The 22,997-nt window shown below is 66.4% G+C and carries 21 protein-coding genes; 4 read left to right on the top strand and 17 right to left on the bottom strand.

From position 1 onward, the window contains the following. Positions 1-7: 7 nt before the first annotated feature. The 3 genes from NA3_RS20570 to NA3_RS20560 form a co-directional block, all read right to left on the bottom strand. On the bottom strand, positions 8-1,033 hold the full coding sequence (locus NA3_RS20570) for a C-terminal binding protein (protein WP_062965219.1): 1,026 nt from the start codon (positions 1,031-1,033) through the stop codon (positions 8-10). Continuing rightward, positions 1,020-2,705 (bottom strand): IlvD/Edd family dehydratase, encoded by a 1,686-nt coding sequence (locus NA3_RS20565; RefSeq protein WP_233427311.1) that lies wholly within the window; start codon positions 2,703-2,705, stop codon positions 1,020-1,022. Before NA3_RS20565 ends, NA3_RS20570 begins: the two co-directional genes overlap by 14 nt. 110 nt (positions 2,706-2,815) lie before the next feature. After that, positions 2,816-4,207, bottom strand: coding sequence for a glucose-6-phosphate dehydrogenase (locus tag NA3_RS20560; RefSeq protein WP_062965218.1), 1,392 nt, complete (start codon positions 4,205-4,207; stop codon positions 2,816-2,818). Between the two features lie 768 nt (positions 4,208-4,975). Between NA3_RS20560 and NA3_RS20555 the strand changes: the two genes are divergently transcribed. Next, the gene (locus tag NA3_RS20555) at positions 4,976-6,127 is read left to right on the top strand and encodes a carboxylate-amine ligase (RefSeq protein ID WP_062965217.1); all 1,152 of its coding nucleotides are present in this window, start codon (positions 4,976-4,978) and stop codon (positions 6,125-6,127) included. A gap of 63 nt (positions 6,128-6,190) precedes the next feature. Then, complete coding sequence (locus tag NA3_RS20550) at positions 6,191-6,448, top strand: amphi-Trp domain-containing protein (protein ID WP_062965216.1); 258 nt, start codon at positions 6,191-6,193, stop codon at positions 6,446-6,448. A gap of 29 nt (positions 6,449-6,477) precedes the next feature. On the opposite strand, the gene NA3_RS20545 is transcribed toward NA3_RS20550, so the two are convergent. The 11 genes from NA3_RS20545 to NA3_RS20500 all read right to left on the bottom strand — a co-directional run bounded on the left by NA3_RS20545 (position 6,478) and on the right by NA3_RS20500 (position 17,137). After that, positions 6,478-7,299, bottom strand: a complete 822-nt coding sequence (locus NA3_RS20545; RefSeq protein WP_062965215.1) for a class II glutamine amidotransferase — start codon at positions 7,297-7,299, stop codon at positions 6,478-6,480. A gap of 261 nt (positions 7,300-7,560) precedes the next feature. Further along, the gene (locus NA3_RS20540; protein ID WP_084491706.1) at positions 7,561-8,787 is read right to left on the bottom strand and encodes an NAD(P)/FAD-dependent oxidoreductase; all 1,227 of its coding nucleotides are present in this window, start codon (positions 8,785-8,787) and stop codon (positions 7,561-7,563) included. An 81-nt stretch (positions 8,788-8,868) separates the two neighbouring features. Further along, positions 8,869-9,810 (bottom strand): RNA polymerase sigma factor SigJ, encoded by a 942-nt coding sequence (gene sigJ / locus NA3_RS20535; protein ID WP_062965214.1) that lies wholly within the window; start codon positions 9,808-9,810, stop codon positions 8,869-8,871. Between the two features lie 278 nt (positions 9,811-10,088). Continuing rightward, positions 10,089-10,406: a hypothetical protein gene (locus NA3_RS20530; protein WP_062965213.1), complete on the bottom strand. Its 318-nt coding sequence runs from the start codon at positions 10,404-10,406 to the stop codon at positions 10,089-10,091. 276 nt (positions 10,407-10,682) lie between these two features. Next, a complete protein-coding gene (locus tag NA3_RS37000) occupies positions 10,683-10,823 on the bottom strand; it encodes a hypothetical protein (protein WP_157126578.1) in 141 nt (46 codons plus the stop codon). 96 nt (positions 10,824-10,919) lie between these two features. Next, positions 10,920-12,458 (bottom strand): copper resistance CopC/CopD family protein, encoded by a 1,539-nt coding sequence (locus NA3_RS20525; RefSeq protein ID WP_167355014.1) that lies wholly within the window; start codon positions 12,456-12,458, stop codon positions 10,920-10,922. A 40-nt stretch (positions 12,459-12,498) separates the two neighbouring features. Beyond that, complete coding sequence (locus NA3_RS20520; protein WP_062965212.1) at positions 12,499-13,254, bottom strand: YcnI family copper-binding membrane protein; 756 nt, start codon at positions 13,252-13,254, stop codon at positions 12,499-12,501. 47 nt (positions 13,255-13,301) lie between these two features. Continuing rightward, the gene (locus tag NA3_RS20515) at positions 13,302-14,177 is read right to left on the bottom strand and encodes a MetQ/NlpA family ABC transporter substrate-binding protein (protein WP_227995223.1); all 876 of its coding nucleotides are present in this window, start codon (positions 14,175-14,177) and stop codon (positions 13,302-13,304) included. A gap of 106 nt (positions 14,178-14,283) precedes the next feature. Continuing rightward, positions 14,284-15,138: an ABC transporter permease gene (locus NA3_RS20510; RefSeq protein WP_084491705.1), complete on the bottom strand. Its 855-nt coding sequence runs from the start codon at positions 15,136-15,138 to the stop codon at positions 14,284-14,286. Next, complete coding sequence (locus NA3_RS20505) at positions 15,119-15,976, bottom strand: ABC transporter ATP-binding protein (RefSeq protein ID WP_062965210.1); 858 nt, start codon at positions 15,974-15,976, stop codon at positions 15,119-15,121. The genes NA3_RS20510 and NA3_RS20505 overlap by 20 nt, the downstream gene beginning before the upstream one ends. A 48-nt stretch (positions 15,977-16,024) precedes the next feature. After that, positions 16,025-17,137, bottom strand: coding sequence for an ABC transporter substrate-binding protein (locus NA3_RS20500; RefSeq protein ID WP_062965209.1), 1,113 nt, complete (start codon positions 17,135-17,137; stop codon positions 16,025-16,027). Positions 17,138-17,584: 447 nt separating this feature from the next. Here NA3_RS20500 and NA3_RS20495 point away from each other — a divergent pair, with 447 nt between their 5' ends. Further along, a complete protein-coding gene (locus NA3_RS20495; RefSeq protein WP_128145222.1) occupies positions 17,585-18,664 on the top strand; it encodes an acyl-CoA dehydrogenase family protein in 1,080 nt (359 codons plus the stop codon). Between the two features lie 76 nt (positions 18,665-18,740). On the opposite strand, the gene NA3_RS20490 is transcribed toward NA3_RS20495, so the two are convergent. Then, complete coding sequence (locus NA3_RS20490; RefSeq protein WP_062965207.1) at positions 18,741-19,952, bottom strand: acyl-CoA dehydrogenase family protein; 1,212 nt, start codon at positions 19,950-19,952, stop codon at positions 18,741-18,743. Between the two features lie 470 nt (positions 19,953-20,422). Here NA3_RS20490 and NA3_RS20485 point away from each other — a divergent pair, with 470 nt between their 5' ends. After that, entirely contained in the window at positions 20,423-21,481 is a 1,059-nt protein-coding gene (locus NA3_RS20485; protein ID WP_062965206.1) for an LLM class flavin-dependent oxidoreductase, read from the top strand. Between the two features lie 64 nt (positions 21,482-21,545). Here the strand turns inward: NA3_RS20485 and NA3_RS39295 are convergent, their stop codons facing one another. Both NA3_RS39295 and NA3_RS20480 read right to left on the bottom strand, forming a co-directional pair. Then, positions 21,546-21,713, bottom strand: coding sequence for a hypothetical protein (locus tag NA3_RS39295; protein WP_308189522.1), 168 nt, complete (start codon positions 21,711-21,713; stop codon positions 21,546-21,548). Positions 21,714-21,943: 230 nt separating this feature from the next. Next, a complete protein-coding gene (locus NA3_RS20480; protein WP_062965205.1) occupies positions 21,944-22,975 on the bottom strand; it encodes an aldo/keto reductase in 1,032 nt (343 codons plus the stop codon). Positions 22,976-22,997: the final 22 nt, after the last annotated feature.

Below are 22,997 nucleotides of genomic sequence, written 5' to 3'. Positions count from 1 at the left end.
GTGCACGTCAACCCCGGGCTTCGCTGCGACCAGGCCCTGCGCCGGGCTCGTTGACCGGGAATCGTGCCGGTTGGCCGGTCAGAACCCGTACGGCCTCTTCGGCAGCGATGGTCCGCACCGTTGCGATGGACTCCTCGGAGTAGTAGGCGGAGTGCGGTGTGACGATGACATTGGGCAGCTCGAGGAGAGGGTTGGTCGGGCGCCACACGCGCTGTTTCGCGGGCTCCTCCTCGAGATCGTCCAGTGCCGCGCCGGCGATCCACCCTTCGGTGAGCGCCTGCTGGATCGCCGCGTCCTCGACGATGGGTCCGCGTGCGGTGTTGACCAGGATGGCGGTCGGCTTCATCCGGCGCAGCGTCGCGCGGTCGAAGGCATGGTGTGTCTGCGGGGTGAGTGGCATTTGGATCACCACGCAGTCGGCACCTTCCACGAGGTCGTCGAAAGACGCCGGCCGGACCTGGGCCGCTCGGATCTCGGACTGGTCGATGAACGGGTCGTGTGCCCAGACCTCGACGCCGAATCCTTTCGCCCGTTCGGCGATGAGCCTTGCGATCGCGCCGAAAGACAGCAGGCCCAGCACCTGACCGCGCAATCTGTGGATGGGCTCTCCGGTCTTCCAGTGCCATTCGCCACGCCGGGTCGCCCGGTCGTACTGGCAGATCTTGCGCGCGGCCGCGAGCCAGAGCGCGATCGCATGGTCGGCGACCTCGTCGGCGCACCAATCGTTGGGTGCGTTGGTGACCTGAATTCCGTGCCTGGTCGCGGCCTCGACGTCGACGATGTCCACACCGGTGCCGTAGCGGGCGATCACCCGGCAGCGGGGCAACGCGCCGATGGCACGCGACCCCACCTGCGCGTACTGGGTCAGGATGCCGTCGGCCTCGCGTCCCGCCTCGATCACCTCGTCCTCGCTCTTGCACTGCGCGGCGAGGAGCCGCAATCCGGCGGCCTCGACGATCGCGCGTTCGATGTCGACATCGCCGAAGTCGTAGTCGGCGATCAGGATCGTGGCGCGAGTGTCAGTGTGAGTCACGGGGAATCCCCTTGGTGTGGACGAGATCCTGGTATGACACGGCGAGCTCCAGGCAACCCCCGCTGTCCAGTTGACCGACCGTGGAACGGTAGATCTCCTGCCATGGTGTCTGGTGTTCGATCGCCGGTGGTGTGTAGTCGGCCCACCGCGCCGCGATCTCCTCGGCAGTCAGCAGGACATCGACGCGCGCATTGTCGATGTCGACGCGGATCCGGTCACCGGTGCGCAGGATGGCGAGATTTCCGCCGGCCGCGGCCTCGGGACTGGCGTTGAGGATGGACGGTGCGTCGGATGTGCCGCTCTGCCGGCCGTCTCCCAGTGTGGGCAGGGCCATGATGCCTTGCCGGCTCAGCGTGGCGGGAAGCTCCATGTTCACCACCTCAGCGGAGCCCGGATATCCGATGGGCCCGGTGTAGCGGATGACCAGAATGCAGTCCTGATCGATGCCCAGCTCGGGGTCTTCGATGCGGGCGTGGTAGTCCTCGGGCCCGTCGAAGACAATGGCGCGGTAGTCGAACGCGGGTGGCTTGCCGGTGATGACCGATGTCTTCATGATCGCGGAGTCGAACAGGTTTCCGGTCATGACCAGCAGTCCGCCGTTTGCGGTGACGGGGTTGTGCACGGGTCGGATGACCGCCGGGTCGGCGGGCGGGACATTCTCGAGGTTCTCCGCCACGGTTCGACCCGACACGGTGACGGCATCACCGTGCAGGTATCCCGCTTCCAGCAGCGACCGCATGACTGCCGGGACACCACCGGCGCGGTGGAAGTCCTCGCCGAGGAACTCGCCCGCCGGCGCGAGGTTCACCAGCACCGGGATGCCGTGTCCGACGCGCTGCCAGTCCTGGTTGGACAGTTCCACTCCGACATGGCGTGCGATGGCGTTGATGTGGATGGGCACGTTGGTCGACGCCGCGATGGCGGAGGCGACCACGATCGAGTTCTCGAAAGCCTGTGTGGTCATGATCTTTCGGGGAGTCAGGTCCTCGCGGACCATGGACACCGCCCGGAAGCCGGTGGCGTAGGCCATTTGCGCACGCTCGTTGTAAGGGGCCGGAATCGCCGCGCAACCGGGTAAGGACATGCCCAGGGCCTCGGCCAGGCTGTTCATCGACAGCGCCGTGCCCATGGTGTTGCAATGTCCGATGCTGGGCGCGGAGGCGGTCACCCGCGCCATGTATTCGTCGTAGTCGATCTCCCCCCTGGCCAGAAGCCGCTTGGACTGCCAGATCACCAATCCCGATCCCGTCCGCATGCCCTTGTGATAGCCGTTGAGCATAGGCCCTCCGGACAGGACGATGGCCGGCATATTCACCGTCGCCGCCGCGGTCAGGCAGGCGGGTGTGGTCTTGTCACAGCCCGTCGTCAACACCACTCCGTCGAGTGGATATCCGTAGAGCACCTCGACCAGTCCGAGATAGGCGAGATTGCGGTCCAGCGCCGCGGTCGGACGCTTTCCGGTCTCCTGCAACGGATGCACCGGGAACTCGAAGGGAATACCGCCGCCGTCGCGGACCCCATCCTTGATCCGATCGGCGAGGGCGAGATGGTGCCGATTACAGGGCACCAGATCATTACCGGTCTGCGCGATGCCGATGATCGGCCGGCCCGACTGAAGTTCGGCGCGGGTGAGGCCGTAGTTCAGGAACCGCTCGAGATACAGAGCGGTCATCTCGCGGTTTCCCGCGTTGTCCCACCATGCCTGGCTCCGCAGCTCCCCCGCGGCGTGCCCGGCCGATGGCGTATGTGGTGCGCCAGTAGGCGACGGCGAGTTCGGCCGGTTCATTGTCGGCGGTCTTTCCGGTTCGGGGTATGCGAGGTGCCGGGGCCCGCTGATCCCGCGGGATAGTCGTCGAGCGGGACCAGGTCACGCGACCAGGCCGAGATGATGGGAGTGACTACTCGCCAGGACTCCTCCGCCTCGTCACCGCGGATGGACAGGGCCGGGTTGCCGAGCAACACGTCCAGCAGCAGGCGTCCGTAGGCGGGCAGGTCGGGCGGCGGGATCGCTGCGCTCATGCTGAGCGGGACCAGAGTGCCCGCGGCGGCGCCGATGGCGGTGAGGGCGAGCGTGAGACTTTCCGGCTCGAGGCCGAACCGGAGAACGTTCGGCGCTGTAGTCCCGTGATGGCCGAAAGGCATATGCGGGACCGGCCGGAAATGAATGGCGACTTCCTTGCGGTCGGCGGCGAGGGCTTTGCCGGTGCGCAGCACGAAATCGATTCCGGCCCATCGCCAGTTGTCGATCGCCAGCTGGACTTCGCTGAAGGTTTCGGTCCGTCGTTGCGGGTCCACACCGGGCTCGTCGGTGTAGGAAGGGACGTGCCGGTCGCCGATCGCGCCGGCGGTGTAACGGGCTCGACGGGTGCGGCGCCGGATATCGTCGTCGGTCAGGGTGCGGATCGACCGCAGTACGTCGACCTTGCGGTCACGCAGATCCCGTTCGGACAGGGTGATCGGCGGTTCCATGGCCACCAGGCAGAGCAGTTGGAGCAGATGGTTCTGCACCATGTCCTCGAGCGCCCCCACCTGGTCGTAGTACCCGGCCCGGTCCTCGAGGGTGAGAGTTTCCTCCCAGACGATCTCGACCTCGGCGATATGCGCGCTGTTCCACAGCGATTCGAGCACCCGGTTGGCCAACCGGCTACCGAGCAGGTTCTGCACGGTGGTCATCGCCAGGAAATGGTCCACCCGGAAGACGGCCTGTTCCGGAACCAGATCCGCCAGCAACGTGTTGAGTTCCTGCGCGCTCGTCAGGTCCTCCCCGAACGGCTTTTCGAATACGAGCCGGCTACCGGAGGGAAGACTCGCGGCGTCCAGGGTCCGGATCGCGGTGGAGAACAACGCCGGCGGCAACGCCAGGTAGACGGCCACCGCTTCCGCACCGCCGATCGTCTCCGCCACCTGCGCCGGATCACTGATGTCGGCCTGCTGGTACCGCGCAGCCGCGAGGATCGCCTGCCGGGTGTCGGCCGAGATGGCCGGGGCGTGCCGATCGAGCTGGGCCGCAGCCCATGCCTGGAACTGTTCATCGTCGCGGCCCTTGCGGTCGGCGCAGACGACCTCGAAACCCGGGTCGAGGCGGCCGGTTTCGTGGAGAGCGGCCAAGCCCGGCAGCAGATAGCGTCCGGCCAGGTCACCGGTGCCGCCGAAAATGACGAGTCGTCGGATCATCGTGTGGCCCCCTCTGCGTAGTCACAGCCGTCAAGCCACGACCGCACGACTCCGGTGGCGCACCGCAGCTCGGTTTCCAGCACCCCTGTGGCCGGGTCGATCAGGCCGCAATCATCCGGAGACAGGTAGCCATCGGCCCGGTGTATCGGGCGAAACGGTGGATCGGGATCGTGCATCACACCTCCTCCACGGCACACGCGGCGACGCGGCGGCGGATCAACCGAAGCGGGTCAGCACCTTCACGAGATAGTCGATCTCCTCGTCCTCAATCTAACAGTCACCCACCTGTCCGCCGACGATCGTTACCGCCACGCGATCCGCCACCGGCGAACACCCGGCCACCACGGCACCGTCGCGCGCGGGCGGCGCTGTCCTGGAGCCGGGCGGCGGGCCCGAGTTCATGACTCGCAGCGGTAGATGGCGGTGTTGCCGGTGGAGGCGAGTCGAGTTCGAGGACGATTCGCAAGACCTGCACCAATCCTCTGTTTAGCGGGCAATTCTCCGGTAAACTTCGAGTACCCCGCATTCTGGAGCCGGAATACAAAATTCCACCAGCGTGACCATCGCGCTGGTCGATGAATCGGAGAATTGTCTCGAGAATCAATTCAACCCATTCAACCGAACTTCGTAGCATTACAGGCCGCACTCGACGAATCAACGACAGATTGTTCGCACGGACCATCCGAGCTGTCAGCACTGAGCGATGCAACGAATTCGGCGAGCGCGCATGCCTCGACAGCACCGACCCGGGAGGTGGCCGTGACGTCCATGGTGTCGACTGAGCCACGTGATCCGTTGCACGGCAATAGCATTCGTCCATTCACCGTCGGCGTGGAAGAGGAGTTCGTTCTCATCGATCCGGCCACCGGCCGCCCCTCGCTGACCAACACCGTCGTCGCGGCACGCGCCCCGGATGCCGAATTGCAACTGGAACTATCCCAGTGTCAGATCGAAACGTGCACACCGGTGTGCACGAGCATTCCGGAGTTGCACCACGAACTTCGGCGGGCGCGACTCTCGGTCACGCATGCCGCGGCGCGCACAGGATCGCTACCACTGGCGGTGGGAGTGCCGATCTGGGGACCGCCGCGCGGGTCCATGACCGACACTCCCAGATACCAGCGCATGGCTGCGCATTTCGGCGAACTGGCCGAGCAGGTGATCTGCGGTTGCCACGTTCATGTCTGCGTGCCCGACCGCGACGTCGCGGTGCAGGTCAGCAATCACCTGCGTCCGTGGCTACCGGCACTGTTGGCCCTGACGGCGAATTCCCCGATCACAGAGGGTGCCGATACCGGATACGCCAGCTGGCGCCACCTGCTGTGGGGACGGTGGCCCAGCGCCGGGCCTCCCCCGTACCTGCGGTCCGCCGCCGAATACGACGACATGGTTACCAAGCTTGTCGACGACGGGCGCATCCTCGACGCAGCGATGGTCTATTGGGATGTGCGTTTGTCCTCGCATCTGCCGACGATCGAGATCCGCATCAGCGACGTGCCGGCCACGGTCGAGGAGACGGCACTGTTGGCGAGCCTCGTCCGGGCACTGGTCATCACCTCCGTCGCGGCAGTGGACAGCGGGCGGCCGTCGGCGCCTGTCGACCTGGCACACCTACGGTCGGCATGCCGGCGCGCGGCCCGCGACGGCCTGTCCGGCTCGCAGTTCCGCACGGATACAACGCATTTCACGCCCATGCCCGGATCCATTGCACACATGCTCACCCATATCCGCCCCGCTCTCGAACAGGCCGGCGACTACGAATTCACGCGCGGTGCGTTGGCGGCCGTTCTGCGGGGCGGCAACGGCGCTGTTCGACAACGCGAGGCATTGCGCGTCGGAGGCCCCTCTCAGGTCTTGAAGCAGATGGCACGATTGACTACCGAAGGGTGCGTCGCCACCGAAGACCGTCAGCCGGCGTGACATCACCCCCGCATCAGCTATGGTTCAGTTATCGCTCCGTACCGCATCGAGGCAGGAGTCGTCGTGCCGAAGTTGGAGATCAACAGAAAGTCCGAACTCTCGCGCCGAGAAGTGTCCGAGCGGCTCATCGCGATAGGACAGGCCCTTGCGGGCGGCTCCGAGGTGGAACTGGGATCCGATGGCGATACGATCGAGACCGTCGTTCCCGACCGCGTCCATTGGGAACTCGAAATCGAGATCGACGGCGACGAAACCGAGATCGAAATCGAGATCAGCTGGCGTGACGAACGTACCGGCGGCTCGGTCTCCGACGCGCTGTAGGAATACATGATTCAGCGCCTGTGTCGACCTCAGACGGGTGAGATCGGCGCGAAAGGCAAGATCGCGTCGGCGCCGGATCCCACTACCGCAGCAGCGGATTCGGGTACTTCGTTCCACGCCCCCTCGAGATCGCGCAGCGGCTCCGACACCACGAAGCGGGTCTCACCGCCCAGTTCGCGCAACACCTCGACCTCGGGGTGCAATGCTCGCAACTGGGAGAGTTCGGTCGAGAAGAACAGGGACCGCGATCGGCGCTCGCTGGAATAGCGGAAGACCCACAGGCTTTGACCGTTGGTCGTCGCGACGGTCATCTGAACCGGACGCTCGACTCCGTTCGCGTGCCCGACGTCCTCGACGAAACCGACCGCCCGCGCGACGGCACCGAGCGGGTCATCGGCGAGACCGAAGGTCAGGGCGAGGTAGAACAAAGCCTCTGTGTCCGTTGATCCCTCGATGTCGGAAAACAGCGTGGGATCCACGGCCATCAACAGGTCACGCCTGATTTCGCGGAAGCCGCGCAGGGCGCCGTTGTGCACCCACAACCATCGACCGTGCCGGAACGGATGACAATTGCTGCGCTGAACCGCGGTGCCGGTCGAAGCCCGCACATGGGCCAGCAACCTGGACGTGCGCACCTGACCGGCGATCTCCCGCATATTCCTGTCGTTCCAGGCCGGCTCGATCGCCTTGTACACCGCAGGTTCGTCACCCTCGCCGTACCAGCCGACACCGAAACCGTCCCCGTTGGTGGTGGTCTCCCCCATACGGGAGTGCAGACTCTGGTCGATCAGAGAATGTTGAGGGCGGAACAACAGATCCTCGATAAGGAGCGGCTCGCCCCAGTACGCCATCCACCGGCACATATATTGATTCAAACAGAGTCGACACCATCTGCGATAGCCCCTCGGCTCCGTCGATCCGTCGAACCCGGGTGTGGAATCGAATATTCTCGAGCGATTCGCCGCAAATGGTGAGCTACCACCACATTCCACGGCCGGAATACCGGCCCGGCCGGTCGCCAGAGATCCGCCCTCGCCGACCGACATCGTGTCCTGCCCGGAAATCGCGGTCGCGTCGCCACTGCCGTGCGAGCCACACCGCCCGCGCGCCGGTCAGTTGATTGTGCTCGGCTGCTGATCGGCAGCGGCGGTCCATCCCGCGGTTCGCCCGCCGAGCCCAGGGGGCGTGATCAGGTGGCGACGCCTGCTCGGCATCATCAGGGTGGGGTGGGTGACGCTCCACATGGCGCCCTTGCAGATCAGCTCCTTCACGCGTGCGGCTTTGCGGCCGACGTCGACCTTGGAAGTCGGCTCATCCTGCTTGGTGACCTTCTGCACGATGGCGTCGCGGCGGCCGAGGCTGATGCACTGGCTGTTGTAGCCGATCGGAGCGTTCGGGACTTCTCTTCCCGTCAACCGGGCGGCGATGACGTCGCCGCCCAGCCAGGCCATCGGTGAGGCGGTGGCACAGCCCATGCGCAGCGTCTTGCCGCCTACTCCGGCGGCGTGCGCGGCATCGCCGACGGCGTAGACATCGGGATGCGAGACCGAGCGCAGGGTGTCGTCGACGACGATGCGCCCGGACTCGGAGACGGTGAGTGTGCTGGCGGCCGCGATGGGGTGCACGGCGAAACCTGCTGTCCAGACAATCGTTCGAGCTCGGATCTGCGCACCCGATCGGGTGACGACGCCACGATCGGTGACGCGAGTGACGTCGGCGTTTTCGTGCACGGCGATTCCGAGACGTTCGAAGCCGGCGCGCAGGTGGGTCTGTGCCTTCTCGTCGAGCCAGTCGCCGACGCCGCCGCGCGCCGCCATGGCGATTTTCAGGTCCGGGCGCGCCTCGGCGACCTCGGTCGCAACCTCGATACCTGTCAGGCCGCCACCCACGATCAGGACGGTCTCCCCCGCCACCAACTCGTTCAGGCGCTCCCGCAACCGCAGTGCCGCCTGCCTGCTCGCCACATTGTGGGTGTGCTCGGCGACCCCGGGCACGCCCATGTCGGCGATGGTGCTGCCCAAGGCGTAGACCAGGGTGTCGTAGGCCAGCGTCTCGGCGCCGTTCTCACCGGCCAGTTCGACGGTCTTGCGGTCCGCGTCGACCGAATCGACCCGCGCGACCCGCACCTGAACACCGGTGCCCGCGAAGATCTTCCGCAGCGGACGGACCGGCAGATCCTGACCCGCGGCGACCTGGTGCAAGCGGATCCGTTCGACGAAATCGGGCTCGGCATTGACCAGGATGATCTCGATATCGTCGCGGTGCAGTCGCTTGGCCAGGCGGCCGGCGGTGATCGCTCCGGCATACCCGGCTCCGAGGACGACGATGCGGTGCTTCATTGTTGTACTCCTGTCTCGGTAGGGTCGATACCTGAACCGGACAGGGGCACGAAGCCTGACAGTCACCAGATGTGATGTGCGTCACCAGAGTTCGGGCAGGGGTGCTCCCGGTGCGCGGGTGGCCCACCGACGGTTGGCATGTGCCAGCTTGTCGGGGTTGACCTGGGCGTGCACGGCCGCGATGCCCTCGACGGTGACCTGCAGGACCACCACGGCCACAATCCGCCGCTCGGATACCAGCACCAGCGCGGGCATGCCGTTGGCGATAGCCGCGAACATCTCCGGCTTGCCGCCGAGCTTGTTCCACGTGCCGTTGGAGGGCTTGATCGCCAGACACACGAACCGCGCGACGCGCTGCGCGCCGAACAGCGGCCGGCTCAGCGTGGCGAGGAACTCACCGCCGTCGCCGACAATGGAGGCATCATCGGTCAGCAGCTCTACCAGCTTCTCGGTCTGCCCGCTGACCGCCGCGGCCAGGAATTCCTCCACGATCCGTCGCGCTGCGGCCTCGTCGACCTCGATGCGCGCCCGTTCCATCGACAGATGCTGTTTGGCGCGGCGATACACCTGCTGGCAGTTGGCTTCGGTGATGTCGATCAGTTCGGCGATCTCGTGGTGCGGGTAGCCGAAAGCCTCGCGCAACACGTACACCACGCGCTCCTTGGCGGTGAGCCGCTCCATGAGGGTGAGCATGGCAATCGATACCGATTCCCGCTGTTCCACCGTGTCGGCCGGCCCGAGCATCGAGTCGCCGGCCAGCACCGGCTCCGGAAGCCACTGTCCCACATACGTTTCCCGCCGGGCGCGAGCCGTGGTGAGCTGGTTGAGGCAGAGGTTGGTGAGCACTTTGGTCAGCCACGCCTCGGGCGTCTGCACGTACTCACGGTCGGCGGCCTGCCAGCGCAGGTAGGTCTCCTGCACCGCGTCCTCGGCGTCACTGGCCGAGCCCAGCAAGCGATAGGCGATCGCTTCCAGACGAGCCCGGAAACTCTCGAACACATCGACTTCGCGCGTGAGCAACATGCCACCATCGTCGGCCACACATATCGGGAGCGTCCACCTGAGCCCCCGGTCCTGGCGGGTAGCGGAGTACGCGGGTGCCTTGCCGGGACAGCGCGGTGCTGTGGCGATGCGCCGAAGCGCCCCGATGCCGGAGGCACTGGGGCGCTTGATTACTCGCCGGCTCCGCAGCCCCGATCGCCACATCCGCATGATTCTGGGCGTCCACCCTGCGGAGGAGGCGGGAATGATGACGCTGGACTACGGCCGCAGACGACGAATAACCCTGGGTTGCTTCAGCTTTACGCCTGGATGACCTCGACGCGCACCAACGCCCCCGGCGAGTCACAACTGGCCCATGACTGGTTCTGCCCGTACTGCACCGGGCCGTACTTCCAATAGGTGAACGGAACAGGCCACGCGACGCACGTCAGCTTCACTTGCTGCCAGGTCGGCAACTCGCAGTTGGACATCCCTCCGGTATTGAAGATGTTGTAGACGTGACAGTTGGCCTGCCACACCGGAACATCGGCCTGCGCCGCACCCGCACCGGCCAGCGCCGCAGCAGCCGTCGCGGTAGCGACGACGGCACCCGCGGCAAGTCGCTTCACAGATTTCATGTCGAACCTCCCTGAACGTGTTGCCTGAAAGATCGCTGAAGGTTCGCGAACGTTACTCGGACATCCGCCCCCGCACTGGTCCTCGTGACCGCTGCCCGGTTGCTCGAAACCATATGGACCCCGGGGATGCGCATGCCGAGAGGAGTCAGCCGGCAGTTCGAGCGATCGCCATCAGATGTGCGCTGGGGTTGATGATCTGTGGTTCCACGCCGGCAGACCAGGCCGTCCGTCGGTACCGACTGGGCAGACCGAACTCACCGGCGCCCGGTAACGCCGTCAAGCCATGTCGTGGTTTTCCGTGCCGTCACTACCGAGCGGTTCGAGCGCGAACCCGCTCGGGGCGTTGGCGAGCAGCACGCGGCTACCGGGCCGGATACCGAGCTCGCGGGCGAACGGGGCGCCGGAATATCCCGCCATGCGCCCACGATCCGTGCTGAGCGATCCCGAGCGTGCTGTGGCGACATCGTGCGCTGCAATCCCCGCTGGGGTGATCGCTTCCTCGTTCCGGCTCGGTCACAGAGCTCGGTAGGAGAAGGAGGCGAGTTTGGGGCCGGTGCCGCCGTCGAATCGGACGGTGACTTTCCACTGCCCCGGCGCGGGGACGATGAGATGCTCGCTGCGCCATACCAGGGATCCGTGCTCCACCACGGGGCGCCCCAACGTCACCGGTAATCGTGCCACATTCGCCGATTCCGACGACAGGTCGACGCTCACGGTCGCGGAATCGCCGTGCGCCGCAGAGGTATTCGCTGGTATGTAGTCGACCGCGAGCCGCTGCGGTCCGTGCCGGATCGAGTCGATGCCGACGTGCAGCACCTGCGCGGCCCCGAAGTCGAGTGCGGTGACGAGATCGGTGGTGTAGGTGTCCTTCGCCGGGGGCAGCGTCGCCAGGACCGAGGTCACCGCCAGCACCACCGTCGCGAGCACTGTCTCCGGCACGAGGGACCCGGGCCGTCCGACGATCGCACCGGTGCGGCGAAACCAGCGCAGACTCAGGTAGCCGAGCGTCACAACGCCCAGTGCCACAACGACTTTGGCCACCAGGACCCGGCCGTAGGTGGTGTGCACGAGCGCGGGCGGCGGGTGTACCTGCACGACCGCCAGCCCGATTCCACCGGCCACGGCCGCCAGCACGTGCCCGACCGCGACGGCATGCCATCGGGTCGGATTCGGCGCACCGCGCAAGACGAAGGCGATCACGACGACACCGCCCAGCCACACGGTGATGCCGTACACGTGCAGCAACGTACCGGCGAACGACCACGGCCACCCCTGCACCGAGCTGCCGTGACCGTCCAGCGTCACCGCGACAACCGCGGCAGCGGCCTGCGCTGCGCCCGCTCCCACGACCGCGCGGGCGGCACGGGTGACGAGAGCGAAGGCGATGATCGAGGCCGGCGCCGCGATCACCGTCACCACTCCCAGCGGGGTCTCGAGAACCGTGCGTGCACCCGTTACCGACATCGCGGACAGACCGCCGTCCTGCTGGGCGACCAGAACGAGAAATCGGCAGACGAATCCGGCGACGAAAATCCCGATTCCCACCCGATAGAGCACCCGGAAACGTCGGCTGCGAATAACCGTCGGCCACACCCAGAGCGCCGCGGCGTACAGTCCGGCCGACAGTATCAATCCCAGATAGGTGATACCCCGCGTCGGAGAGTTCAGATAGTGCTCGATACCGGTCGGAGAATGCTGGGCGAACCGGCCCTGCGCGGTCACCGCACCCACGGTGAACTGAATCGATAACGACACCACGTGGGTATCGGCGGACACGACGCGCGCGGTGGCCAGATAGGCCCCGTCCGGAACCGCCTCGGCCGGCACCAGCACAACCCGGCGCTGACCGTCGTCGAGCCGAGCGGCGGACAGCGCGAATCGCTTTCCGCCGCTGTCGATCAGCTGCGCCGACCCCGCGACGAGGGTGACCGGCTCGTCGAGTTGCAGCCGCAGTTCACCCGGCGCTGTGTCGACATGGGTTCCCGATTCCGGTGTCGTCGACACCAGCACGGCGTGCGCGGCCGCGGCGCCGGCCGACCACACCGGCGCCACGCACGCGACGATCAGGACGAACCAGCACCGCAGTGCACCCCTAGGACCGAGGCTCACGATCGCGCCGCAATGCCAGTGTCGCCGCCGCACCCGCCGCGACCGCGAACAGCAGCGCCACCACCGACAACACCTGCCACCATCCGCTCGGCGATGATTCGCCGCCGTCGTGCAGCGCGTCGTCGTGCCCGTCCAGCGACGTGTTCGCCGCCGATACGACATGACCGCCGTCGTCGGAATGTCCGGCGACGGTGCGAGTCACCGGCACGACGGGCGCCGGATGCTCGGGCTCGCTGGCCTTGTCGACGGCTATCTCGTTCCACGACACCACCGAACCGTCGGAATACCGCTGATCGGACGGCAGCGCGACCGAATCCACGGACTTCGGCCACGGTCCCGCCGAGAACGAGAATTCGCGGTACTGCGCATTGCCGAAACCGTCGGCCGGCGTGTTCGCGTTCCACACGATCCTGGTCACCCGACCGGCGGCCTGTTCCCGTTCGACCGACGCCGTCCACCCCGGAATGGGTTGTGTCCGTGCCGATGTCAGATCCACCCCGGCGGGGATGGTGACGGTGAGCCCGACTGTATTCGCCGTGGCGGATTCACCGGGCACGATCAGATGCACGACTCCGTAGCCGCCCTTGGTCACCGGTGTGCCATCGGTCTGCACGTGCGCCGCGGCCGGTGCCGCGAATGCCACCAGCGGCACCGCGGCCGCGATCGCCACCACGCTCCCACGGCGGACGAGGTGCCTATGCACGGGTGCGCGCCGCTCGCGAATGTCGCTGTCTGCCATTGTCTTCCTTCTGTGAAGTGATTTCGGCCCCGTACCGCCGGACGACGTCATTTGGCGCCCGCGGCGGCTACGGCGATATCCGCGCCCCGGTATTTCGTCGCCAGGAACTGGGCCAGCCGGGGGCTCTCCAGCGCGTGAGTCAGTTCCAGCACCCGCTGGTCGCCCGCCAGTCGAGACGGCGCGACAAGGACGTGCGCATAAGGATTTTCGGGTCCGGGCTCGATCGCGAGCGCGTCTTTCGCCGGTTGCAGACCCAGCGATGCCGCTTGGTCGGGACTGAGGACCACCGCGTCGTAGCTGTGATAGATGGATGCCAGATCCTGGTCGAAACTCAACGGCAGCAACGATAGATGCCGCGCGGAGTCGCGCACGTTCGCCTGACCGATCGTCAGATCCGCCGCCGAGGTGCCGCCGAACGGCCGATCGAGCGTCACCAGGCCCGCACTCTGCAACAGGTAGAGCCCGCGCGCGAAACCGGTGGGCGTCGCGGGCAGGGCCACCTGAGCGCCGTGCGGCAGGCTCACGGCGGCGACCTGATCCTGCACCAGTCCCACATGCACCCAGTCGTTGGTGTCCTTCAGATCCCGCCACTTCGAGGAGTACACCCCGTAGGGCACCACGTTCACCTTCGCCACGATGCTCAGATTCGTATAGGAATTCTTCCGGCTGTCGGCCTCGAAAGCCGGAATGTGCTGGAAGTAGGACAGATCGCCCTTGCCGGCGGCGATGCGGGCATTGGCGTCGCCGGTCGCGTCGACCGGTTTCACCTTCACCGAATCCGGCAGCAGGTTGTGGATCGCGTAATCGAGGATTTCCCGATCGTCGCCGGGGCCGACGTACACGACCAACGCATTCTCGCTGTCAGCGCCGGGTTCGTAGCTGACCTTCGTCGCCGACCCGCATCCGGCGGCCGCGGTGGGCATGAGAAGAAGCGAGGCGATGATCGTCGTGATTCTGTGCCGAACCGGAACCCGCATCGCTGCGGGCAACCGGCGCCGATCTGTCCTGTGCATTCCACTACTTTCCGCGCTATTTGCTCGTCAGTCCCCGCTGCCAGGAGGTCACTCGCCACTCGACGACGGTCAGAATCGCGTTGACGATGATTCCGACCACGCCGAGGGCGAAGATTCCGGCATACATCTGCGGGGTCTGATACCGCAACGAGGCGGTGTTGATATAGATGCCGATCCCCTGTGCACCGCCGACGAGTTCGGCCGCGACGAGCGCGGTGAACGCGTTGGCCGCGGCCAGCCGGATCCCGGGGAAGATCGCGGGAATCGCCGCCGGCAGCACGACCTGGGTGAAGATGTAGAACCGTCCGGCGCCGAGCGTCCGCGCCGCGTTCAGCAGCAGGCGCTCGACCCCGCTCACCGCACTCACCGCGTTGACGAAGATCGGCCAGAAGCAGGCCCACACCACGATCGCGATCTTCGACTCCTCGCCGATGCCGAAGAACAGCACGAACACCGGCAGCAACGCCAGCAGCGACAGGTTCCGGAAGAACAGCAAGACCGGCTCGGCGAGCTTCTGGAAGATCCGGAACGATCCGACCAGGATGCCCAGGGCGACACCCAGTACCAGCGCGATCACGAATCCGATCACCGCGCGCTGCACGCTGGGCCAGATCTGGCTGCCCAGGGTGCCGTCGCTCAGTCCGTCGACGAACGCTGCGAACGTGTCCTGCGGTGTGGACAGGTATTGATCGCTGACCTGGCCGCTGGCGACCACCCACCACCACAGCAGCAGGAACAGGCCGAGACCGATGACGCCGTAGAGGAGCCGGTCGAATTTCGCGAGCCACGGATTGGGCGCCTTCGGCGGGATGAGGTCACGATCGGTCGCCGCCTCCGAATCACGCAGCGGCTCACTGATCGTCGTGGCCAATGCGCACCTCCTCCTCGAGGATCCGCGCGACGCGCGAGCGGATGTGTACGAAATCTTCGGAACTGCGCACCTCGGAGTCGCGTGGACGCGGCAGCTCGACATCCAGCACCGCCTTCACGCGGCCCGGCGCCCGCGTCATCACCGCGATCCGGTCGGAGAGAAAGATCGCCTCGTCGATCGAGTGGGTGACGAACAGGACCGTCTTCTTCCTGGCACCGGACTCCCAGATGCGCAGCAGTTCGCTCTGCAGGAATTCACGGGTCTGCGCGTCCAGGGCCGCGAACGGCTCGTCGAAGACCAATATCTCCGGCTCGTAGGCCAGCACGCGCGCGATCGCGACACGCTGGCGCATACCACCGGACAGCTGATGGGGCAGCCGATGCGCAGCCGATTCCAGTCCCACTGTCCGCAGCACCTGCGCGGCGCGCTCCCGGCGTTCGGCCTTCGGAACACCGCGGACCTTGAGACCGACCTCGACGTTCTTCTGCGCCGACAGCCAGGGGAACAGCGCATACCCCTGGAACACGACTCCGACGTTCTTGTTGACGCCCTCGACCCGCTTACCGTCGACGAAAACGGCTCCCCCGTTGTAGGTTTCGAGACCGGCGAGGATGTTCAGGAACGTCGACTTCCCGCATCCGCTGGGGCCCAGCAACGAGACGAACTCACCGCTGCCGATCCGCAGATCGAATCCGTCCAGGACGGTGGTCGCCTCCTTCGCACGCCGATCGGTGCGCGGGTAGAGCTTGCCGACACTCTTCGCCTCGATCTTCCACTCGGTCGGCGCGGGCCGCGGCGGATCCTTTTCCACTTGCTCGACGAGCACTTGCTGACTCATGACATTCGACTTCTCTGTGGGACGAATAATGGATTGAACAACGCCTGATCACTTCTCGGCGCCGGCGATCTCCACGAGATCGGTTTTCAGCACCTTGCTGTTCTGCTCGCTGTCGAGAATCGTGGTGTTCTGCTCCTGGGATTCGAGCAGATCGGCCGATTTCGCGTACGGGTTGAAGGCGTTGGTCGCGATGTCCTCCGGCTTCAGCTTCTCCGAGCCCGGCAGCGGTTTGCCCACATCCCGCACGAGGTCCCACCACAACTGCAGGCTCGCCTTGTCGAGCAGGGCGTTAGGTGCGTAGTGCCAGTTGGTGGTCTGCTCCACCGGGTAGCCGGTGGTCTTACCGGCGATCTCCGCGGACTCCTTGGGGTGAGCGTTGGCCCAGTTCGCCGTCTTGGCGATGATGCCGACGAATTCGCGTGCGGCGGCCGGATTCTTCTGCAGCCACGCGTTGCTCGCGACATACGGCGCCTGGCCGCCCTGCGGGCCCCAGTCGTCGAAGGAGGTGAAGGCCTCGGTGAACTTGTCGGGCTTGCTCAGCAGCACACCCACCAGCGGCGGGTGGAAGACGCCGAGATCGACTTCCCCCTTTTCGATGGCCGGCGGAATCAACTCCTCCTTGAGCTGGAGGAATTTGACCTTGTTCAGATCCACGCCGTTGTTCTTCAGGTACTGCTTGATCACCAGATCGACACAGCTGTTGGTCGCCGAAATGCCGACCGTCCTGCCCTCGAGGGCCTTCAGGTTGTTCTTGGTGATATCCGAACCGGCTTTGGTGAAATAGGCCATATGCGGTTCGTTCGGCAGATCGAGCATGCTCGATGCGATGGCGGTGAACTTGAAGTCCTTCACCTTCCCGTCGATATCGCCGTTGAACATGCCGGTCGCTATATCGATCTTGTTCTGATCGAGCAACTGCACCGCGGGCACGGCGGTGGCCGGACCGACATATTTCGGCTTCACCCCGGCGTGGTTCCAGTACCCCAGCTCGTCGGCGATCCTGACCAATGACAGTGCGGTGGGCGAGTTGGCGAAGCGAAAGTACACCACTCCGTTGTCTTTTCCGAGACCGCAGCCGGCCACCAGCGCAGAGACGGCGAGGAACGCCACCGACAACGCCGTCAATTTTCCGAGCAGGCGCTTGCCGCCGATTCTGCTCACGGTCGCACCTCACGATGCGTTGTTCTGCCGCTCACGATATTTCCCTCTCCAGCGCCGGCCCCGGCCACCATCCTCATCTGGATTGCCACTCCGGGGAATTGATATGGTTCAGAACGTAAGCCCCCCAACGGTTTCTACCTACGAAAAAATTCAGCCTGAGCCCAGCTGCGGCGAACGAGAAATATGAAGTATTTCTTGACGGAATCGCCAAGAACCTCGTAGCAGAAATTGGCAATTCCGTAGATCCGGCGGATGCCCGCACCTCGAATCTGCGGGAATTTTTGTCCGGCAGTATCGATTCGCACCAGGTCCGACGGCGGCGAGGGCGGCTGATCCGCTCGCGGGAACGATCCGCCGGCACCGTCCGGGCCGATAATTTCGGTCGAAGGATGCCGGTCGCCGCCTGCCCGGTGGGTTGCGTCCTCGGTAGAGACAGGAAGGGACGCAGTGACATTCGCGAAGACAGGATCCGACCACCCGCTCGTCGCGAAGGTGCGCGACTACGCCGACACCGTGCTGCGACCGCGTGCCCTCGCGACCGATCGCGAGGGCGTCGACACCGAGCACATCGAGGAACTCGCGGCGCTGGGGCTGCTCAACCACACCGCCCCGGCGCGCTACGGCGGCGCCGGCGTCGACCGTGAGACCGATCGTCAGGTGCACGAAATCATCGCCGGCGCGTGCTTCAACACCTGGCTGGTCTGGGCCCAGCACGCCTCGCTGTCGGAGCGGATCGGCACCCTGGAAGCGACCGGTGCGCCGATTCCCCCACTCGCACAGCGCATTCTGCGCGGGGAGCTGCTGCTGGGCGCCGGGGTCAGCGATGTGCGGCGATACCCCGACCACTACATCGCGGCACGAAAGGCCGAGGGCGGCTGGATATTCGACGGCACCGTGTCGTGGGTCAGCGGCTGGGGCCTCAACTCGGCGCTGACCGTCGCGGCGGTGGAGAGGGACACCGACACCGTCGTCACCGCCCTCGTTCCCGTGGACGATCGCCTGCACAGTACCGGCACGCTCGAGCTCGGCGCGGTCGCCGGCAGCCGCACGGCGCGGGTGACGCTCGGCGACGTTTTCGTGCCCGAGGAGAATGTGCTCACCACCGAATCCATCGAACGAGCGCGCTTCCTCGACCAAGGTGTCTCCAACGACGCACGCGCCCAGCATTTCGGTTTGGCCGACACCGTGTTGCGTGAATTGGAACGGACGTCGGAGCAACCGGCGCAGCAGGTGGCGGCGGTGTGGCGACCACGGTTCGAACAGCTGCGAGCCACCGCCTACGACTTGTCCGACGAGGCACGTGCTCACGGCGGTGGGGCATACCGGGCCGAGGATCGTCGCGCCGTGAAGGTCTCTGTCGGCGAGGCATTGTCGGTGATCACCCGCGCCCTGCTGATCGCTCGCTCCGGGCGCGGGCTGGCCGGCGACGACACCGCACAGCTCTACGCGCGCACCGCCCTGTTCCTCCTGGTGCAAGGCCAGTCCGCCGATGTGCGGCGAGCGCAGCTCGCCGAACTCACCGCATAGGTGCGGCGCCGCCGGACGGCGGCGGGCACCACCGCCACCCGACTCCCCCGCACCACACGGCGGAAAGCGCGCGGGCTCAGAAGAATCCGACGCTCGGCAACTCGGCCTCATTGACGACGACATCGCCCACGACCCGCGCCTTGTACACGGTCGGGTTGTGGGAGAACAGCGTCCGCAGATTACGCCAGTGCCGGTCCAGCCCGGCCGATGCGCGCGTCCACGACGCCCCACCGGCGTCGAAGGCCTCGGCCGCGGCACTCAGGGCGATCTTTTCCACCGCCACCTTGACCTGCGACGTCTGGAGTGAGGCCGCGAGTTCCAAGCGATCGTCGGGGACGCCGTGCTGCCAGACGTGACGGGTCGCCGCGTCGAGGGCATCGGCGGCCGCCAGCACCGCGGCTTCCACCACGAAAGCGGTACTCGACAGCGATCCGACGATTGCCAGCAACTGCGGATCGTTGCGGGCCAGTTCGGCATTGCCCCACGAATAGGACCGGGTCCGCTCGCGCAGCAGCGTCGCGGTGTCCTCGGTCAGGGCCCGCAGGATGCCCGCGGCGATCGCGTGCAGCAGCAGATGGACCAGCGGGCTGCGGGGTCGTCCGGGGCCCGGAAGCAGCCGGAATTCGCCGATCTCGTCCGCGTGCACGAACACGTCGTCCAAGACGGTGGTGCCGCTGCCGGTCTCACGCTGTCCGATGCCGTCCCAGTCGTCGACGTGCAGCACGCCCTCGCGGTCGCCGGGAACGACGACGCTGACCAGTTGTCCCGCTTCGTCGTTCGCGCCGATGCGCAGATAGTCGGCGTAGATGCTGCCCGTGCTGTAGAACTTGCGGCCGTTGAGCCGGAAATGATCGTCCTCGGCGGTGAGCAGTGTGTCGTAGCTGTACACGCCCGGCTGCCCGGACAGCTCCGACTGCGCACCGGCGAAGATCTTGCCCTCGCGGATCCATTGCAGCCACTGCTTGCTTCGCTCCGTCTCGCGCGTGCGGAGCGCTTCTTCGACGGTGCCCCAGTGGATGCGCAGGATGTGCGGGACGTCGGGATCGGCCTGCGCGAGCCGCACCGCGAGAGCGAAGAATTCGCGCACGCTGTAGCCGGCGCCACCGAGGTCATGCGGCAGTCGCACCGCGCCCAGTCGATGCTCGCGAGCCAGCGCCAGCGCGCGGTCCGGGCGACCGCCGCCGGCCTCGCGGCGGCGCCGGGCATCCGCGGCGATCTCGTCGATCACCGCCTGCAATTCGATGGACTCGAGCGCGGGTGCAACGGGCTCGGTATGTGTCGACGTCATGATGCCCTCCCGGGACCGTCGGTGTGCTGAATGGATCGTGCGATCAGCCCACAAGAGGGCGCATCCCCCTCCTGCGGCGGACACGACGCCGATCTCCTCCGCAGGCCCGGCGCGGTCCATTTTTGTGGTAACCCAACGACATTCGCACGTTCCGGCGGCCGGCCGGAGGCTTTGGTTCAGGCCAATTCTTACCGCGATAGCGGACGTAAATGTCCGCCGCCTGCGCACACGGACCGGCCGGTGATCCATCGAGCGCCGCGGTAGCTCTCGAATCGACCGGAATTTATCTCTGCTGGGATCGAATTTGCGCAGAACACAGCGCTTTTCGCCCATCATGTCGGGCGGGCGGACAGGCGATCGGACGAGCCGGCGGGGCCATACTCTCGGTGTTCGCCTCGCCGAACATTCTTCCTCCGGCGGTAGCCAGCAGCGCCCGCCGCGGATCGCGACCACCGAACAGGACGACCCCGATGAGCGCCGAATTCCTCTGGTACATCCCCAATCAAGTGACACCGGGCCACCGGGGCGACACCGTCACCACCGATCACAACAGCCTCGACACCCTCACCGCGCAGGCGCGAGCGCTCGAGGAGTACGGCTGGAAGGGTGCGCTGCTCGGTACCGGGTGGGGCCGGCCGGACACGCTCACCGTGGCGACGGCGCTGGCCGCGCGCACCCGGTCGTTCGAGCCGCTGATCGCCATCCGGCCCGGATACTGGCGGCCCGCCCATTTCGCCTCGGCCGTCGCCACGCTCGATCATCTGTCGGGCGGCCGGGTGCGGATCAACATCGTCTCCGGGAAGGACGATCTCGCCGCCTACGGTGAATCCGAGGAGGACCAGGCCGCCCGCTACGGACGGACCGAGGAGTTCATCCGCCTCGTTCGCCGGCTGTGGACCGAGGAGAACGTCACCCACGACGGAACGCACTACCGGGTGACCGATTCCACCGTGCTGCCGCGCATTCCGGTCCGGGAGGGCAGGCCGCATCCCACCCTCTACTTCGGCGGGGCGTCGCCCGCCGCCGAGCGGGTGGCGGCGACCGTGGCCGATGTGCAGCTGTTCTGGGGTGAGCCGCTCGCCGACGTGCGCGAGCGGATCGAACGCCTGCGGGAGCTGAGTGAGCGGCACGGACGTGAACTTCCGCCACTGCAATTCGGTCTGCGCGTCACCACCGTCGTGCGCGACACCACCGAACAGGCGTGGGCCGATGCCCAGGCCCGCGTGGCGGAGATGGCGAAAAGCCATGAGGCGGGCCCGGGTCCGCAGTGGCGGGCCGCGGTCGGCCAGCAGCGCCTGTACGATCTCGCGGCCCGCGGCGATGTGCTCGACGACAACCTCTACACCGCGCCGGGCCGGGTCGGTGGGGGCGGTGCGGGCAGCACCTGGCTGGTCGGTTCAGCCGAGGACGTCGCCAAATCGCTGCGGAAGTACCAGGACCTCGGAATCACCCATTTCGTCCTGTCCGACACCCCCTACCTGCAGGAGATCCACCGCCAGGGCGAGCACCTGCTGCCGCTGCTGCGCTGAGCGACAACACCGAGGCGGGGACTCGATTCCCCCGCCTCGGTGCTACCACTGCCGCACAACTGTTTCAGGCCGATTCGGCGATGTCGCCCACCTGCCGGTCCACCACCGGCAGTCCCAGGCGCGCACGCAGTGTCCGTTCCCGATACTCCCACTGAAACAGCCCGCGCCGCTGCAGGATCGGCACCACGCCGGTGGCGAAGTTCTCCAGATCCACGGCGGTGTCGGCGGGCATGATCGTGAACCCGTCCGCGGCTCCGGCTTCGAACCACTCCCGCAGATCGTCGGCAACCTGTTCTGGGGTTCCGACCAGTAGGCGATGCCCCGGCGCCGCGCTCGATCAACTCGCGCGGTGTACGCGGCCCGGCGGCGATCAGCGCCCGGGTGGATTCGCTGAATCCGGTCGAAAACGTCTCGGCCGGAATGGTTTCCGGGAGATCTACGGCGCCGATCGGAGCGTACATCTCAGCGCCGCGATCCGGTTCCGTGCACGCCGTGTTCGTCGATCAGCGCCAGTTCCTCGTCGGTCAGTGCCGGGAAGGTCAGGGCCGCGAGGTTGTGGTCGAGCTGTCGGGTGGAGCTGGCGCCGATCAGCGCCGAGGTGACCTCGGGACGCCGCAGCACCCATTGCAGTGCCAGCTGCGCCAGCGACTGGCCGCGCGCTTCGGCGATCTTGTTCAACGCGGCGGTGCGCTGCCGGTAGGTGTCGTCGATTACCTCGGGCGAGAGGAAGGCACTGTTGCGTGCCCGCGCGCCCTCGGGAATCGTCTCGAGGTACTTGTCGGTCAGAAGTCCCTGTGCCAGTGGCGAATACACGATTACACCGAATCCGTCGGCACTGGCGGTGTCGAGCAGCCCGCTCTGTTCGGGGCCGCGATCATAGATCGAATACCGGGTCTGGTGGATCAGCAACGGCACGCCCTCGCCGCGCAGCAGCTCGGCGATCTCGTGCGCCCGATCGGTCCGGTAGTTGGAAATGCCCACGTACAGGGCCTTGCCCTGGCGCACCACGTCGACCAGCGCGCCGACCGTCTCCTCCAGCGGAGTCTCGAGGTCGGGGCTGTGGTGGTAGAAGATGTCGACGTAGTCGGTGCCCAGATCGCGCAGGCTGTGCTCCAGCGAGGCCACCAGCGATTTGCGGGAGCCGCCACGGAGATAGGGACTGGCGCCGATCGGATTGCCGGCCTTCGTCGACAGGATCAGTTCGTCGCGGTAGGGCGCCAGATCCTTCGACAGCACCGCTCCGAAGGTCAGCTGCGCGGCCCGGTGCGGCGGGCCGTATCGGTCGGCGTTGTCGAAGTGGGTGATGCCCAGATCGAAGGCGTGAAGGATGATTTCGCGCTGGGTGGCGAAGGGGTAGTCGGTGCCGAACTTCTGCCACAGGCCGAACGAGATCGACGGCAGGTCCAGACCCGAACGCCCGCTGCGGCGATACGGGATCGTCTCGTAGCGATTCTCTGCGGCAGCGTAGGGCGCCTCGGGGGTGTAGACGGTCATGGGGTCCTCTCGGGGTCGTCGA

Origin of the sequence: Nocardia africana NBRC 100379, from assembly GCF_001612635.1 — a bacterium.
Taxonomy (GTDB): Bacteria; Actinomycetota; Actinomycetes; order Mycobacteriales; family Mycobacteriaceae; genus Nocardia; species Nocardia africana.
This window is presented reverse-complemented; position numbering and strand designations above follow the sequence as displayed.